This window comes from Streptomyces sp. NPDC021096 (assembly GCF_040641275.1).
Classification (GTDB): domain Bacteria; phylum Actinomycetota; class Actinomycetes; order Streptomycetales; family Streptomycetaceae; genus Streptomyces.
In genome coordinates this window covers 534,727-550,119 of record NZ_JBFADG010000001.1, presented here as the reverse complement: position 1 = coordinate 550,119, position 15,393 = coordinate 534,727, and the positions used below count along the sequence as shown (strand labels likewise).

The 15,393-nt window shown below is 72.7% G+C and carries 10 protein-coding genes; 3 read left to right on the top strand and 7 right to left on the bottom strand.

The genetic code is table 11. The annotated features are described in order from the left end of the window. The first annotated feature begins 224 nt into the window (after positions 1-224). Positions 225-4,178 (top strand): SGNH/GDSL hydrolase family protein, encoded by a 3,954-nt coding sequence (locus tag AB0G59_RS02545; RefSeq protein ID WP_360907160.1) that lies wholly within the window; start codon positions 225-227, stop codon positions 4,176-4,178. A gap of 61 nt (positions 4,179-4,239) precedes the next feature. On the opposite strand, the gene AB0G59_RS02540 is transcribed toward AB0G59_RS02545, so the two are convergent. From AB0G59_RS02540 to AB0G59_RS02515, 6 genes are all read right to left on the bottom strand, one after another. After that, complete coding sequence (locus AB0G59_RS02540; protein WP_360907158.1) at positions 4,240-5,007, bottom strand: hypothetical protein; 768 nt, start codon at positions 5,005-5,007, stop codon at positions 4,240-4,242. A 46-nt stretch (positions 5,008-5,053) separates the two neighbouring features. Beyond that, positions 5,054-6,196: an XdhC/CoxI family protein gene (locus AB0G59_RS02535; RefSeq protein WP_360907156.1), complete on the bottom strand. Its 1,143-nt coding sequence runs from the start codon at positions 6,194-6,196 to the stop codon at positions 5,054-5,056. Positions 6,197-6,223: 27 nt separating this feature from the next. Next, positions 6,224-7,669, bottom strand: coding sequence for an NCS2 family permease (locus tag AB0G59_RS02530; protein ID WP_360907154.1), 1,446 nt, complete (start codon positions 7,667-7,669; stop codon positions 6,224-6,226). Positions 7,670-7,749: 80 nt separating this feature from the next. Beyond that, the gene (pucD, locus tag AB0G59_RS02525; protein ID WP_360907152.1) at positions 7,750-10,134 is read right to left on the bottom strand and encodes a xanthine dehydrogenase subunit D; all 2,385 of its coding nucleotides are present in this window, start codon (positions 10,132-10,134) and stop codon (positions 7,750-7,752) included. Then, positions 10,131-10,622 carry a (2Fe-2S)-binding protein gene (locus AB0G59_RS02520; protein ID WP_360907150.1) on the bottom strand — a complete coding sequence of 164 codons (492 nt, stop codon included), beginning with the start codon at positions 10,620-10,622 and terminating at the stop codon, positions 10,131-10,133. The genes pucD and AB0G59_RS02520 overlap by 4 nt, the downstream gene beginning before the upstream one ends. Next, positions 10,613-11,503 (bottom strand): FAD binding domain-containing protein, encoded by an 891-nt coding sequence (locus AB0G59_RS02515; RefSeq protein ID WP_360907562.1) that lies wholly within the window; start codon positions 11,501-11,503, stop codon positions 10,613-10,615. The genes AB0G59_RS02520 and AB0G59_RS02515 overlap by 10 nt, the downstream gene beginning before the upstream one ends. Before the next feature lie 232 nt (positions 11,504-11,735). Between AB0G59_RS02515 and AB0G59_RS02510 the strand changes: the two genes are divergently transcribed. Together AB0G59_RS02510 and AB0G59_RS02505 are read left to right on the top strand one after the other, a co-directional pair. Next, on the top strand, positions 11,736-13,415 hold the full coding sequence (locus AB0G59_RS02510) for a PucR family transcriptional regulator ligand-binding domain-containing protein (protein WP_360907148.1): 1,680 nt from the start codon (positions 11,736-11,738) through the stop codon (positions 13,413-13,415). Positions 13,416-13,750: 335 nt separating this feature from the next. Then, positions 13,751-14,455: a hypothetical protein gene (locus AB0G59_RS02505; protein WP_360907146.1), complete on the top strand. Its 705-nt coding sequence runs from the start codon at positions 13,751-13,753 to the stop codon at positions 14,453-14,455. Between the two features lie 145 nt (positions 14,456-14,600). Here AB0G59_RS02505 and AB0G59_RS02500 read toward each other — a convergent pair whose 3' ends face one another. Next, positions 14,601-15,347, bottom strand: coding sequence for a GntR family transcriptional regulator (locus AB0G59_RS02500; protein ID WP_360907144.1), 747 nt, complete (start codon positions 15,345-15,347; stop codon positions 14,601-14,603). Between the last annotated feature and the right edge of the window lie 46 nt (positions 15,348-15,393).

The window sequence follows — 15,393 nt, the reverse complement described above, 5'->3', positions numbered from 1 at the left end:
CACCCGATTAGCTTCCCCGTATTCCCTGTAGGAGCAGTGTTCCAGGCCCCCTCGGATGCCCTCCGCCGTCCAGGCGTCGACTGCCCGAGCCGGCCCGGAACCACCCCTGATGTGCCGCCCTCCGGTCCGGTGACCCCCAGTCGCCCAGGGCCGGTCATGGGCGGCCGCTCTCCGCGTCCGGCATGCGCCGAACCGCGGATCGACCCTGCGAAAAAGGAGAATCGTTGAGATTCCGACGAAGAGCGCGGGTGCCCATAGCGGCCGCGGCCGCCGCTCTGATGGTCGCCGGTCTGACCCAGGGCAGCGTCGCCGCCGCCTGGGCGGCCGACGGCAAGCCCTCGCCGACCCCCGCCCCGGCGGCGGACACCAAGGGGAAGGCCGGCCTGGCGGTCGAGCCGTCGCAGCGCGCCGGCATCCTCGGCAAGGACTACAAGAAGTCCACCGACCACGCCTGGACGACCTCCGGTGACGGCGACGGCTTCCACCTGCTGGTGGCCGACGAGAAGGACGGGTTCACCTGGCGCACCGCCGCGACCCTGTCCGAGCCGGGCTTCGACACGGACGCCTGGATCGGCAACGCCTGTGTGACCGGTTCCGGCAAGCGCGCGGTGGTCGCCTACGCGCCCCGTACGTTCACCAACAAGGCCGACCTGATGCACCGCGGCGCCTTCACGGCGGTCGTGGACCTGGGCACCGGCGCGGTCAACAAGCTGGGCCTGCAGGCCTCCCTCGCCCACTTCAGCCCCGGCTGCGGCATCGGTGAGAGCGCGGTGCTCTCGCAGTACGCCGGCGAGGACAAGAACGCCACCCGCCTGGTGAAGGTGGACGCGGCGACCGGCGCCACCGCCAAGCCCGTCGAGCTCGAGGGCCAGATCACCTCGGCCGTTCCGGCGACCGACGGGAAGATCCTCGCGGCGGACGCCGCCCGTGTCGTCAAGATCGACGACAAGAGCGGCAAGCGGACCCCCGTGGTGAAGACCAACGGGATCCCCTTCCTGCTCAAGCCGGACGCCGACGGCGGTCTGGTCTACATGGACCGTCCCGCCGCGAAGGCCGCCAAGGGCCTCGCCGCGAGCACCGCGGTCCCGCAGGGTGCAGTCAACCGGGTCTCCGCGGGGGAGATAGCCAAGGCGGACGCGGCCAAGAACCGCGCCACGACCCTGGCCACCGGCAAACTCACCTCGATGGACCTGTCCTCGACCCCGGACGGCACCGTCTTCATCACCGGCGAGACCACGGCGGCGGGCAAGCTGCCGTCGACCGTCAAGCGCCCCGAGGTGCCCAAGGACTCCCACCCGACCGTGCGCGGCCGGGCCATGGTCACCGAGACGGTGTGGGCCGACGGCAAGGACTCCCGGATCCGTCCGGAGGAGGCCCTCACCGCCCGTACCGCCAAGATCAAGGTGAAGAGCCTGGGCACCGGCAAGAGCGCCCAGTTCGAGGTGCCTCCCACCTCGTCCGGCTCCCACGCCGCCGAGGGCCGCGAGCTGTCCCCGGCGCTGGCCACCGCCAAGGGCGGTAGCAAGCCCGCGGCGAAGGCGCGCTCCCTCGCGGCCGCCGCCGGCTCCCCCAACCAGGTCGTCGAGGCCGAGCGGTACTGCTCCGTCCCGCGCAACGACCCGCGCAAGATGGCCATGCAGCCCAAGCCGCGTCAGGTCGAGTGGGCGGTGGACCAGACGATCACCGGCAATCTCAACAAGCACATCTCCCGGTCCGCGGACTGGAAGAACCTCGGCATGGGGGCCTACCAGCCGCAGAGCCTGTTCCCGCTGACCCCGCTGGAGGGCGGCGGCCGGGTGCCGGCGCAGGTGATGCTGGGCATCACGGCGCAGGAGTCCAACATGTGGCAGGCCACCCGCCTCGCCGTGCCGGGCGTCTCCGCCAACCCGCTGATCGGCAACTACTACGGTGTCGGCTACGCCTCCGACGGCCAGCAGACCGACCCGTGGAAGGTCAACTGGGACGAGGCCGACTGCGGTTACGGCATCACCCAGGCCACCGACGGCATGCGCATCGCCGGCCACGAGAAGAAGGGCGAGACGGCCCTCTCTCCGCTGAAGCAGGAGGCCATCGCCCTCGACTACACGGCCAACATCGCCGCGGGCGTCAACATCCTGATCGAGAAGTGGAACAAGACCCGTGCGGCGGGCATGACCGTCAACGGCGGTGACCCGAAGTACATCGAGAACTGGTTCTTCGCGCTCTGGGCGTACAACGCCGGCTTCTACCCGAAGGAAGACGCGGCGAAGAACAAGGGCGTGTGGGGCGTCGGCTTCACCAACAACCCCGCCAACCCGCTGTGGAAGGCCAACCGCACCCCCTTCCTGGAGAACGCCAACGGCAAGGACGACTACTCCCACGCCAAGCACCCCCAGGACTGGCCCTACCAGGAGAAGGTCCTGGGCTGGGCCGGACACCCGCTGGAGGGCCTGGAGTCCCCCGGCAAGATGGTCAGCGGATTCCGGCCGGCGGGTTGGACCACCAACGCCGACCGCACCACCGTGAAGCCGAAGGAAAGCCTCTTCTGCACCTCGGCCAACAGCTGCGACCCCAGCAAGATCGCCGACCTCGACTCCAACGACGAGGGCAAGGGCGCCTGCACCCGCAAGGACCTCCACTGCTTCTGGAACCAGCCGGTCCAGTGGAAGGACTGCGGCCGCATGGCGCAGTGCGGCACCGAGATCCTGCGCTTCAACGACACGTACAAGGAAGAGGCGGACGGGGACGCCTACCCGCCGCAGTGCACCGCCGAACAGCCCAGCATGCACGACACGCTGATCGTCGACAACGTCCCGAACGGCACCCCGAGCACCCGGTGCGGCAGCACGTACTCGAACGGCACCTTCTCCTTCGACTTCGGCGGCCGCGGTGACGGCACCTATCCGTCCAAGATCGACACCCACCAGCTGGCTGCCGGTTTCGGCGGTCACTTCTACTTCAGCCACACCCGCCTGGACGTGCCCGGCAGTGACCAGTGGAAGATCACCGGCACCTGGAAGCTGAACCAGGCCATCAACGGCTGGACCCGGGTCATGGTGCACATGCCCGACCACGGCGCGCACACCCGCCAGGCCAAGTACGTGATCGACACCGGCAAGGGGACCTTCTACCGGGTCGCGCAGCAGCGCACCGGCGAGAACCGCTGGGTCGACCTCGGCGTGTTCGAGATGGCCGGCACCCCGAAGGTCTCGCTCTCCACCGGCACCCAGGACGGCGACAGCACCGAGGACATCGCCTGGGACGCCGTCGGCTTCCAGAAGCTGCCCGGCAAGCCGAAGAACTTCATCGTCGCGATGGGTGACTCGTACTCCTCCGGCGAGGGCGCGTCCAAGTCCGGCGGCGGCGACTACTACTCCGAGACCGACAACAACGGCAAGAACGGCAACCTGCGGGCGGCCTGCCACCGGTCCAAGTACGCCTGGTCCCGCCAGGCCAAGCTGCCCGGCGCCAACGCCTCCATCGGCAACGACGCCGACCTCCGCGACAGCGACATGGATTACCACATGATCGCCTGCTCCGGAGCGAGGACGTACAACATCACCGAGAAGGGCCAGTACGGGGAGCTCCCGCAGATCCAGCAGGGCTACCTGGACAAGAACACCACGCTCGTCACCATCTCGATCGGCGGCAACGACTCCGAGTTCACCAAGGTGTTCCAGGAGTGCTTCAAGTCGATGACCTGTGAGACGCAGGACAAGGACGAGCGGGCCCTGATCAAGGACACGGTGCGCCCGGCGATCACCAACACGCTCGACAAGATCAACGAGCTGGCGCCCAACGCCAAGATCGTCCTGATGGGCTATCCGCCCCTGCTGTCGAACAACGCCAAGTGCCTGAACCTGGGCATCCTGAGCCCGAACGTCGGCATCAACATGTCCGAGTCGATGTGGCTGAACGGCATCGCCGACTTCCTGTCGGAGAACATGCTGGCGGCGGCCAAGGCCTCCAAGGGCAAGGTGACCTTCTCCGACCCCAAGGAGTTCTTCAAGAACCAGGGCATCTGCGGCAGCCCGGAGACGATCCACGGACTCGTCACGGACATGACCCCCGGTGACAAGCCGATGGCGAGCTGGGGTCCGCTGGACTTCGGCATCTCGGCGCAGTCCTTCCACCCGAAGATCGAGGGCGCGCGGAACTACGCCAACTCCCTCGAGGCCACGCTGAAGACCATGGGCTGACATCCGTCAGGCATGAACCCCACGGTGGGGCAGGCGCACTCGCGCCTGCCCCACCGTGCTGTTACCAGCCGAGTTCGTAGTAGTTGTCCTCGAGGGTCACCCGGAACGCGGCGCGGTGCCGCTCACGGATCTTCGCCACGTCGGCCTTCTGGTCCACGGCCTGGCACTTCTGCACCGCCGTGCGCTGCTCGCGGGACCCGCCGCCGCTCGTGTCGCAGAGCCGGTTCTGCGGGTCCGACAGGGTGAAGCCGTGCTTGTCCCTGAGCGGGTCCTCCCAGTCCACCCGTGCCGTGAACGTGTTCTGCGCGCCGCCCCCGGCCGACGACCAGCGGTAGACCAGCGTCGGCGCCGAACCCTCCCCGCCGCTCGCGTAGAAGCGCAGGGCCGCCTCCGCCGTCTCGGTCGGCTGGTCCGTGCGCGGCGCGGCGCCGGTGCGCTTCCGCACGACGTCCTTGACGGCCGCGTCGACCTCCTTGATCCGGTCCTCTACGGTGCCGTCCGCCCCGAAGTACAGCAGGAGCGTACGGACGCACCGGAAGCGGTACGTGTCACGGCTGTGGTTGAACGATTCGTCCTCGCCCGCCTCGCACAGGTCCCGCTCGACCTCCCGGTAGGGGGTCAGGCCCGGTGCCTGCCGCTTGAGGGCCCCGGCGGTCTCCGTGCTCTCCTTCCCGCCCGCGGCCCGGGCCTCCTTCGCCGCCGGCGACGTGGCCTCCTCGCGGGCGTTCGTCGTCGTCTCCGACGCGCTCGTGCAGCCCACGCAGAGCACAAGGGCCGTGGCGGCGGTCAGCGCCGCCCGCACGGGTCGGGAGAGGTCTCTTCGGTACATGCCGCCACGCTAAGTGGCCCCGGTCCCAGGAACAACGGCCATCGCGTCACACCCTGGCCCCCACCAGCCCCGCCCCCACCCCGTGATGGATCGGCGTCCGTACCGCCGCGAGCGGCCGGCCCGAGCCGCCGCGGCGGACCGCGACGATCTCGGCGGCGATGGACAGGGCCGTCTCCTCCGGCGTCCGGGCCCCGAGGTCGAGGCCGATCGGGGAGCGCAGCCGGGCCAGTTGCTCCTCGGTCACCCCCTCCTCCCGCAGACGGGCCAGCCGGTCCTCGTGCGTGCGGCGCGAGCCCATCGCCCCGACGTAGGCCACCGGCAGGGCCAGGGCCCGGGTCAGCAGCGGCACGTCGAACTTGGCGTCGTGGGTCAGCACGCACAGGACGGTGCGGGCGTCGAGGACCTGGGAGTCGAGGTAGCGGTGCGGCCAGTCCACGACCACCGCGTCGGCCGCGGGGAAGCGGGCGGCGGTGGCGAAGACGGGCCGGGCGTCGCAGACCGTGACGTGGTAGCCGAGGAACGAGCCGGCCCGCACCAGCGCGGCGGCGAAGTCGATCGCCCCGAAGACGATCATGCGGGGCGGCGGCACGCTGCACTCGACCAGCAGCACCACCGGCTCCCCGCACCGCGCGCCGTCCGCCCCGATCTCCACGGTGGCGGTGCGGCCCGCGTCCAGCAGGGCGGCCGCCTCGGCCGCCGCCGAGCGGTCCAGGGCCGCGCCGCCGCCGAGGCCGCCGGTGACGGTGCCGTCGGCCCGTACGAGCAGGGCGCGGCCCGGGGTGCCGGGCGGCCCGGACACCACGCGGGCGAGCGCGGCGGCCTCCCCCCGGGCGGCGGCGGCCGACGCGGCGGCCAGCACGGGGCGTTGGGGCGCCCCGGCCCGTACCGGCACCACCAGGACGTCGATGACGCCGCCGCACGTCAGACCGGCCGCGAAGGCGTCCTCGTCGGAGTAGCCGAAGCGCTCCAGCGCCGGCTCGCCGCTCGCGAGGGCCTGCCGGCACAGTTCGTACACCGCGCCTTCCACGCACCCTCCGGAGACCGAGCCGACCGCCGTGCCGTCCGCGTCGACGGCCAGCGCCGCGCCCGGCTGCCGGGGCGCGCTGCCCCGCACGGCTACGACGGTGGCCACCGCGAAGTCGCGTCCTTCCGCGCACCAGCGGTGCAGTTCCCCGGCGATGTCCAGCACAGCGGCCCTACTCTCCTCGGTCTCATGTCACTTCACGCCGAGCCAGTGCTCGATGGGGTGCAGGGCGAAGTAGCCCGCGAAGACCACGCTCAGGAGCCACATGAAGGCGCCCGGCTCGCGCCATCTGCCCTGCCCGGCCTTGATGGCCGTGTAGGCGATGACGCCGCCGCCGACTCCCACGGTGATCGAATAAGTGAACGGCATCAACACCACGGTGAGGAAGACCGGGATCGCGACCGCGCGGTCCGTCCAGTCGATGTGCCGGGCGTGGCTCATCATCATGGCGCCGATCACGACCAGGGCCGCCGCCGCGATCTCGCCGGGGACGATGCGGGTGAGCGGGGTGAAGAACAGGCACGCGGCGAAGAACAGCCCGGTGACGACGGAGGACAGTCCGGTGCGGGCGCCCTCGCCCACCCCCGTCGCGGACTCGATGAAGACCGTCTGCCCCGAGGCCCCCGTCGCACCGCCGATCGCGCCGCCGGCGCCGTCGACGAGCAGGGCCCTGCTCAGTCCGGGCATCCGGCCCCGCTCGTCGGCGAGGCCGGCCTCGGTGCCCACGCCGATGATGGTGGCCATGGCGTCGAAGAAGCCGGCCAGCACCAGCGTGAAGACGATCATGCCGACGGTCACTCCGCCCACCGCGCCCCAGCCGCCGAACTCCACCTTCCCGAAGAGCGAGAAGTCGGGCATGGAGACGACGCCGCCCTTCAGTTCGGGGGCGCCGTTCTGCCAGGTGCGGGGGTCCGGGCCGGCGACGGCGTTGACGACGACCGCGAGCACGGTGCCCGCGACGATGCCGATGAGGATCGCCCCGGGCACCTCGCGCGCCTGCAGCATGAAGATCAGCAGCAGCGTCACACAGAAGAGCAGCACGGGCCAGCCGGCCAGCTCGCCGGCCGGTCCCAGCGTGACCGGGCCGCCGGCCTTGGAGGCGTGCACGAAGCCGGCCTTCACCAGGCCGATCAGGGCGATGAACATGCCGATGCCCATGGTGATGGCGTGCTTGAGCGCCAGGGGAATGGCGTTCATGACGCGCTCGCGCAGACCGGTGAGCACCAACAGCATGATCACCACACCGTAGATCACACACATGCCCATCGCCTGGGGCCATGTCATATGGGGTGCGACCTGGGTCGAGACCACCCCCGAGACGCCCAGCCCGGCCGCCAGCGCCAGCGGCACCTTGCCGACCAGTCCCATCAGCAGCGTGCAGGCCGCCGCGGCGCAGGCGGTGGCAGTGATCAGCCCGGCCCGGCCGAGGGTGTGGTGCGCCGCGTCGGGGCCGGAGAGGATCAGCGGGTTGAGCAGCAGGATGTAGCTCATCGCCATGAAGGTGGTGATGCCGCCGCGCACTTCGCGCGCGAGCGTCGACCCCCGTTCGGTGATGTGGAAGTAGCGGTCGAGCCGGGACCGTCCGGCGGGCGGGCGCGAGCCCGCCGCCGTGGGGTGCCGGGCGGGTGCGTGGGTCATGGTGCCTGCTCCAGGTCCGGTGGGGGGCTGCACGACCCGGGGGACGGCCCGAGACGAAACGGATGACGGCGCCGCGGGGGTCAGGTGCCCGTGAGGTGTTCCGGGCGGACCGGGACGCGGTCCAGGGCCAGGCCCGTGGCCTGGCGGACGGCCGCGACGACGGCGGGTGTCGAGGAGAGCGTGGGCGCCTCGCCGACGCCGCGCAGGCCGTACGGGGCGTGGTCGTCGGCGAGTTCGAGCACGTCGACGGGGAGGGCGGGGGTGTCGAGGATGGTGGGGATCAGGTAGTCGGTGAAGGAGGGGTTGCGGACCTTCGCGGTGGCCGGGTCGACCACGATCTCCTCCATGACCGCGAGGCCCAGGCCCTGGGTGCTGCCGCCCTGGATCTGGCCGACGACGGACAGCGGGTTGAGGGCCTTGCCGACGTCCTGGGCGCAGGCCAGCTCGACGACCTTGACCAGGCCCAGCTCGGTGTCGACCTCGACGACCGCGCGGTGGGCGGCGAAGGAGTACTGGACGTGCCCGAAGCCCTGGCCGGTGCGCAGGTCGAAGGGCTCGGTGGGGCGGTGCCGCCACTCCCGCTCGATGTCGACGCAGCCGTCCTCGAGGACGTCCGCGAGCTCGGCGAGGACCTCGCCGCCGTCGGTGACGACCTTGCCGCCCTCCAGCAGGAGTTCGGCCGACGCCCACGCCGGGTGGTACGTGCCGAACTTGGCCCGCCCCAGCTCCAGCACCCGCTCCCGCACGGCCTCGCAGGCGTTCTTGACGGCGCCGCCGGTGACGTAGGTCTGGCGGGAGGCGGAGGTGGAGCCGGCGGAGCCGACGCGGGTGTCGGCAGGGTGGATGGTGACGCGGGCGACGCCCAGTTCGGTGCGGGCGATCTGGGCGTGCACGGTGACGCCGCCCTGGCCGACCTCCGCCATGGCGGTGTGGACGGTGGCGACGGGCTCGCCGGCCACCGCCTCCAGCCGGACGCGGGCGGTGGAGTAGTCGTCGAAGCCCTCCGAGAAGCCGACGTTCTTGATGCCGACCGCGTAGCCGACGCCCCGGACCACGCCCTCGCCGTGGGTGGTGTTGGACAGCCCGCCCGGCAGTGCGCGGATGTCGGGGGCGCCGCCGGCGCTCTCCCACTGCCGCTGCGGCGGCAGCGGCATCGCCTTGACGCGGCGCAGGAGTTCGGCGACGGGCGCGGGCGAGTCGACGACCTGGCCGGTGGGCATGGTAGAGCCCTGCGACATGGCGTTGAGGCGGCGGAACTCCACCGGGTCCATCCCCAGCGCGGCGGCCAGCTTGTCCATCTGCGCCTCGTAGGCGAAGCACGCCTGGACGGCGCCGAAGCCGCGCATCGCCCCGCAGGGCGGGTTGTTGGTGTAGAGCGCGACCGCCTCGATGTCGACGTCGTCGATGACGTAGGGGCCGGCGGAGAGCGAGGCGGCGTTGCCGACGACGGCCGGGGAGGAGGAGGCGTAGGCGCCGCCGTCCAGCACGATGCGGCACGTCATGTGGGTGAGCTTGCCGTCGCGGGTGGCGCCGTGTTCGTAGCGCAGGCGGGCGGGGTGGCGGTGGACGTGCCCGAAGAAGGACTCGAAGCGGTTGTAGACGATCTTCACGGGCCGGCCGGTGCGCAGGGCGAGCAGGCAGGCGTGGGCCTGCATGGAGAGGTCCTCGCGGCCGCCGAAGGCGCCGCCGACGCCGGAGAGGGTCATGCGGACCTTGTCCTCGGGCAGGCCGAGGACGGGCGCGATCTGGCGCAGGTCGGCGTGGAGCCACTGGGTGGCGATGTAGAGGTCGACGCCGCCGTCCTCGGCGGGGACGGCCAGGCCCGACTCGGGGCCGAGGAAGGCCTGGTCCTGCATGCCCATCGTGTACTCGCCGCTGACGACGACGTCCGCGCGGGCCCGGGCGGCGGCCGCGTCGCCGCGGACGACGGGCTGGCGGTGGACGATGTTGGGGTGCGGGACGTGGGGGGCGTGGTCGTCCGTGCGGCCGGGGTGGAGGACCGGGGCGCCGGGGGCGGTGGCGCTCTCCTCGTCGGTGACGACGGGCAGTTGCTCGTAGTCGACCTTGATCTTGGCGGCGGCGCGGCGGGCGGTCTCGGGGTGGTCGGCGGCGACGAGGGCCACCGGTTCGCCGTGGTGGCGGACGACGCCGTCGGCGAGGACGGGGGTGTCCTGGATCTCCAGCCCGTAGCGGGTCGCGGCGGGGAGGTCGTCGTGCGTCATGACGGCGTGGACGCCCGCCGTGGCGAGGGCGGCGGAGACATCGACGGAGCGGATCCGCGCGTGGGCGTGGGGGCTGCGGAGGGTGAAGCCCCACAGCATGTCCTTGTGCCACAGGTCGGAGGCGTAGGCGAACTCGCCGGTGACCTTGAGGGTGCCGTCCGGGCGCGGGGTGGACTCGCCGATGCCGCCCGGGGTGCGGCTGCCCTGGGTGAGGGCGGTGGGGGTGCGCGTCACCTCGTTCATGACCGGGCCGCCTCTGCGCGGGCGGCGGCCAGGCGCACGGCGTCGAGGATCTTCTCGTAGCCCGTACATCGGCACAGGTTGCCCGAGAGGGCCTCGCGGATGTCGGCGTCGGAGGGGCCGGGATTGCGCTCCAGCAGCTCGTCGGTGGCGACCAGGAGGCCGGGGGTGCAGAAGCCGCACTGGACGGCGCCGGCGTCGACGAACGCCTGCTGGACCGGGGCGAGTTGCCCCTCGGGGGCCCCGGCGCGAGCGGCGAGGCCCTCGACGGTGACCACCTCACGGCCCTCGGCCTGGCCGGCGGCCACCAGGCACGCGCAGACCGGGACGCCGTCGAGGCGGACGGTGCAGGAGCCGCACTCGCCCTGTTCGCAGGCGTTCTTCGAGCCCGGCAGGCCGACGCGCTCGCGCAGGACGTACAGCAGGCTCTCGCCCTCCCATACGTCGTCGACCTCCTGGGACCGGCCGTTGACGGTGAAGTTCACGCGCACAGTGCTCCCCTCCCTTCGCTTCCCCGGTAGGCGTCCCAGACCCAGCCCAGCGTGCGGCGGGCCATGACGGCGACGGCGCGCCTGCGGTAGGCGGCGCTGCCGCGCACGTCGTCGATGGGACTGCAGGCGCCGGCCGCCAGCCGGCCGAACTCCCCGGCCGTGGCCGGCGCGATGGGCCGGCCGGAGTCCCACAGACGGTCCTCCTCCAGCGCGGCGGCCAGGAACTCCTCCGCCACACGGGCCCGTACGGGCGTGGGCGCGGCCGAGCCGATGCCGGTGCGCACGGCGCGGCTTCCGGGGTGCAGGGCGATGCCGAAGGCGCACACGGCGATGACCATGGCGTTGCGGGTGCCGACCTTGGAGAACTGCTGCGGTCCGGTGGCCTTGCGGATGTGCACGGCCCTGATCAGCTCGTCGGGCGCGAGCGCGTTGCGCTTGACGCCGGTGTAGAACTCCTCGACCGGGATCATGCGGGTGCCGCGCACCGAGGCGGCCTCCACCTCGGCGCCCGCCGCCAGCAGCGCCGGGTGGCTGTCCCCGGCCGGGGAGGCGGCGCCGAGGTTGCCGCCGACGCTGCCGCGGTTGCGGATCTGCGGGGAGCCGACGGTGTGGGCGGCCAGCGCGAGGCCGGGCAGCTCGGTGCGCAGGTCCTCGAGGATGCGGGTGTACGGGACGGCGGCGCCCAGGCGGACGTGGTGCTCGCCGGTCTGCCACGTGTGGAGTTCGCCGATGCGGTTGAGGTCCAGCAGGTACTCCGGCCGGCGGTGGTCGAAGTTGATCTCGACCATCACGTCCGTGCCGCCCGCTATGGGCACGGCCGTGGGGTGCTCGGCCTTCGCGGCCAGAGCCTCCTCCCAGCTGGCGGGGCGCAGGAAGTCCATGAAATGTCTCTTCTCGAGGGGGGCTGCGGCGGGGTCGTTCATGGCTGTTCCGGGACGGTTTCTCGCGGCGTGGGCCCAGTAGAGCGACGTACGGACCCGCCGGTGCAGTCACCGAAAACATGAAGCGGTTGGCTGGCCAGGGCCCCTGTCTTGTAGATTCGAACGAAAGACGGGGTTCAGAAACCTCACTGCATTCCACTGGTTACAAGAAGACAGATCGGCGGCGACGACGATGCGGCTGCGCGCACTGCTGGAGACCGATGCCCTGGGCCTTCGGCTGCTCGGCGGCGAGGAAGAGCTGGACCGCACCGTCCGCGGCGTGATGACCACCGACCTGCGCGACCCCAGCCGCTATCTCTCCGGCGGGGAGCTGGTGCTCACCGGGCTCGCGTGGCGGCGGGAGCCGGAGGACTCCGAGCGGTTCGTCCGCATCCTGACGGCCGCGGGCGTGGCCGGGCTCGCCGCGGGCGAGGCGGAGATCGCCTCGACGCCCGACGACCTGATCGAGGCCTGCGCCCGGCACCGGATGCCGCTGTTCTCGGTGAACGAGAAGGTCTCCTTCGCCTCCATCACCGAGCACGTCGTGCGGCAGGTCTCCAGCGAGCGGGCGGGCGACCTGGCGGCCGTCGTGGACCGGCACCGCCGCCTGATGACGGGCGGCCCGGCGGGCGGCGGCCCGGAGGTCGTGCTGGACCTGCTCGGCTCCGACCTGGACCTGCGCGCCTGGGTGCTGTCCCCCACCGGCCGGCAGATCGCCGGCTCCTCGCTGGCGGACTCCGGGCCCGGCCTGCCCGCCGCCGTCGGCGCCGCCCTGGCGGGCGAGCACCTGGCCGCCGCGCGCACGGGCCGGCGCGGCCCGCACCGGGTGACGGCGGCCGGCAGCACGTACTCCCTGTTCCCCATTCGCAGCAGCGGCCGCGCCGCGTCCGCCCGGGACGTGCGCGAGACGGTGCTGTCGGACTGGCTGCTGGCCGTCGAGGCGGACGCCGGGGACTGGCCCGAGGAGCGGCTCGACCTGCTGCACGGCGTCACCCAGCTGATCGCCGTCGAGCGGGACCGCCGGGACGCGGCCCGTACGGTGCGGCGCCGGCTCGCCCAGGAGGTCCTCGAACTGGTCCAGGCGGGTGCCGCGCCCGCCGAGATCGCGGCCCGGCTGCGGGTGGCCGCGCCCGTGCTGCTGCCCGGGCTGGGCACGGCCCCGCACTGGCAGGTCGTCGTGGCGCGCGTCGAGTGGGAGGGCGGCGACATCCCCGGCGGCCCGGTGGCCCAGGCGCTGCTGGAGGAGGTGCTGGTCGACCCGGACGCGTCCGGGCCCGAGCCCTCCGACCGCATCGCCGTCGCCCATACGGGCGACGAGGCCGTGGCGCTCGTGCCGCTGCCGGCCGTGCTCACCGGGGCCGAGGAGCCGGCCGTGCCGAGCCTGCACGCCGACACGCTCCTCGCGGCCGTCCGCGACCCGCTGGCCCAGGGCCTCGCCGACGACGGGCGCCTGACCTTCGGCGTCAGCGCCGCCGTCCACTCGGCCGAGGGCCTGCGCGGCGCCCTGGAGGAGGCCCGGCACGCACGCCGCGTGGCCGCCGCCCGGCCGGGCCGGGTCTGCGCGGCGGGCCACCAGGAGCTGGCCTCGCACGTCCTGCTGCTGCCCTTCGTCCCCGACGACGTCCGGCGCGCCTTCACCGCCCGCCTCCTGGACCCCCTGCGCGACTACGACCGCCGGCACCGCGCGGAGCTGATCCCGACGCTGGAGGCCTTCCTGGACTGCGACGGCTCCTGGACGCGCTGTGCGACCCGGCTGCATCTGCACGTGAACACGCTGCGGTACCGCGTGGGCCGCATCGAGCAGCTGACCGGGCGCGACCTGTCCCGCCTGGAGGACAAGCTGGACTTCTTCCTGGCGCTGCGCATGAGCTGACGGGATATCAGGCCGCCGCGCGCGCACCGCGGGCCCCGGATCGCCGCTCATGGAGCGGTTCGATCTTGGGTAGCCTGCGCCCGTCACCACGAGTCGCGGGGCGCCTCGGCGGCCACCCTTTTGGCGTACGGGCCCCCGGGTTTGTGAATTGGTTCACACCTGGCCCTTGGCCGCGCCCGTGCCTTCGTGCTGTGATCGGAGCAGGCTTCCAGCTCGACGGCGCGCTTGGGGAGGGCACTGTGGCGGACACCGCCATGCGGAATTCTGGGTTGTCGGAGCCACCGGGACCACGGAAACCACTGGATCCGCTGGGGGAAGATCCGCTCGTCCGCGCCGTGTGGCGGCTGCGTTCGCGGGCCTGCTGGGACGACGCGGCCGCGCTGCTCGCCCCGCGCGCGGCGACCGAGGCCGGTCCGGCGCTGCACCGCACGGCGATCCTCGTCGAACGGTGCATGTTCACCTCCGAGGGCTGGGCGGCCGCCGAGGATTCCCTCCGGTCGGCAGAAGCCCTGGCCACGGACGACGAGGAACGCGGCGCGGCGGCCTGCGAACGCGGTCACCTCGCGTACGCGGCCACTCTTTTGGGCGTACGCGACCGGGCCGACGAGGCACGGTCCGCCCTGGGCCGCGCGGCGGCCCTGCTCACGCCGCGCTCACCGACGCGGCCGCTGCTGGACTTCCGGCGGGGCCTGATCGCCCAGCACCTCTCCGACAACCCCTCCGACGCGACCGCCGCCTTCCAGCGGGCGCACACGGGCGCCACGGCCCAGGGCCACCAGCTGCTGCTCTCGTTCACCTGGCGGCACGTGGCGGCGATGGCCGAGCACGACGGCGAGCTCGCCGAGGCACGGCACGGCTTCGCCGAGTCGCTGCGCATCCGGGAGGAGCTGGGCTATCTGGTCGGGATCGCCCCGGCGCTGGCCTCGCTGGCGGCGGTCCTGCCGGACGCCGAGGAGGCGGCCCGCCTGCGCGCGGAGGCCCGCCGCCTGGTCCGCCTCCTGGGCGGCGTCCCGGCCTGGCTGGCGAAGCGCCTGCCCTGACCCGGGGCTCCGCCCCGGACCCCGGTCCTCAATCTCCCCCAGCTACCGCTGGGAGGTGCCCCCAGACGGGCTGATTTGTTGCCCGGAACCGGCGGAAAATCCAGCCCGTCCGGCGATTGAGGACAAGAGACGGTGAGAGGGAGGGTCAGAGGCAGACTCCGCAGTGCCTCGCGGCGAGGGCCTCAACCGCCGCGAGGTCCCGCGCAGCCAATGCGTCGAGCAACGCCAAGTGCTCCGCCGCGTCAGCGACAAGGTTCGCGGCACAGGGCGCAGCCCACTGCGCCCGCCGGTGCAGCTCGTCGGCGACGAGCACCAGCTGCTGATTGCCCCCCAGGGCGAACAGCGCCCGGTGAAAGGCCCGGTCCGCCTCCGCGTACGCGGCCCGGTCGCCGCCCGCCGCCACCACGGCCGCGGTCTCGGCCAGCGGCCGCAGCTCGCACCAGCGCCCGGCCGGCACGGTCCGGGCCATCCGCAGCAGGGCGGGGACCTCGAGGAGCGCGCGGACCTCGGCGAGCTCGGCCACGTCGCGCGGGGTGCGGCTGGTGACGCGGAAGCCGCGGTTGGGGACGACCTCGACCGCGCCCTCGAGGGCCAGCTGCTGCATGGCCTCGCGGACGGGCGTGGCCGACACCCCGAACCGCTCGCCGAGCGCGGGGCCCGAGTAGACCTCGCCCGGCACGAGCTCCCCGCTGACGAGCGCCTTGCGCAGGGCGTCGAGGACCTGTCCCCGCACGGAGTACCGCTGCGGGACCCGCCGCGCGGGCCGGGCCGCGCGGCCGTAGTCGTACTCGCTCTCGTCGTGGGTGTGCTCCCCCCGCGCGGACGACGTCGCCTGTGCGGGGACGGCGATGCCCGGCCGTACTCCCGTGCCGTGGGGTCTGCCCTGCTCCATTGGGGTCCTCCTGGTGTCATTCGGAACGATAGGCGGCCCCTCCAGC

Excerpts from the sequence above, each read along its gene's own strand:
- AB0G59_RS02540 (WP_360907158.1), bottom strand. The coding sequence starts at position 5,007 with ATGTACCGAAGAGACCTCTCCCGACCCGTGCGGGCGGCGCTGACCGCC.
- AB0G59_RS02515 (WP_360907562.1), bottom strand. The coding sequence starts at position 11,503 with ATGGACTTCCTGCGCCCCGCCAGCTGGGAGGAGGCTCTGGCCGCGAAG.
- pucD (WP_360907152.1), bottom strand. The coding sequence starts at position 10,134 with ATGAACGAGGTGACGCGCACCCCCACCGCCCTCACCCAGGGCAGCCGC.
- AB0G59_RS02530 (WP_360907154.1), bottom strand. The coding sequence starts at position 7,669 with ATGACCCACGCACCCGCCCGGCACCCCACGGCGGCGGGCTCGCGCCCG.
- AB0G59_RS02500 (WP_360907144.1), bottom strand. The coding sequence starts at position 15,347 with ATGGAGCAGGGCAGACCCCACGGCACGGGAGTACGGCCGGGCATCGCC.
- AB0G59_RS02510 (WP_360907148.1), top strand. The coding sequence starts at position 11,736 with ATGCGGCTGCGCGCACTGCTGGAGACCGATGCCCTGGGCCTTCGGCTG.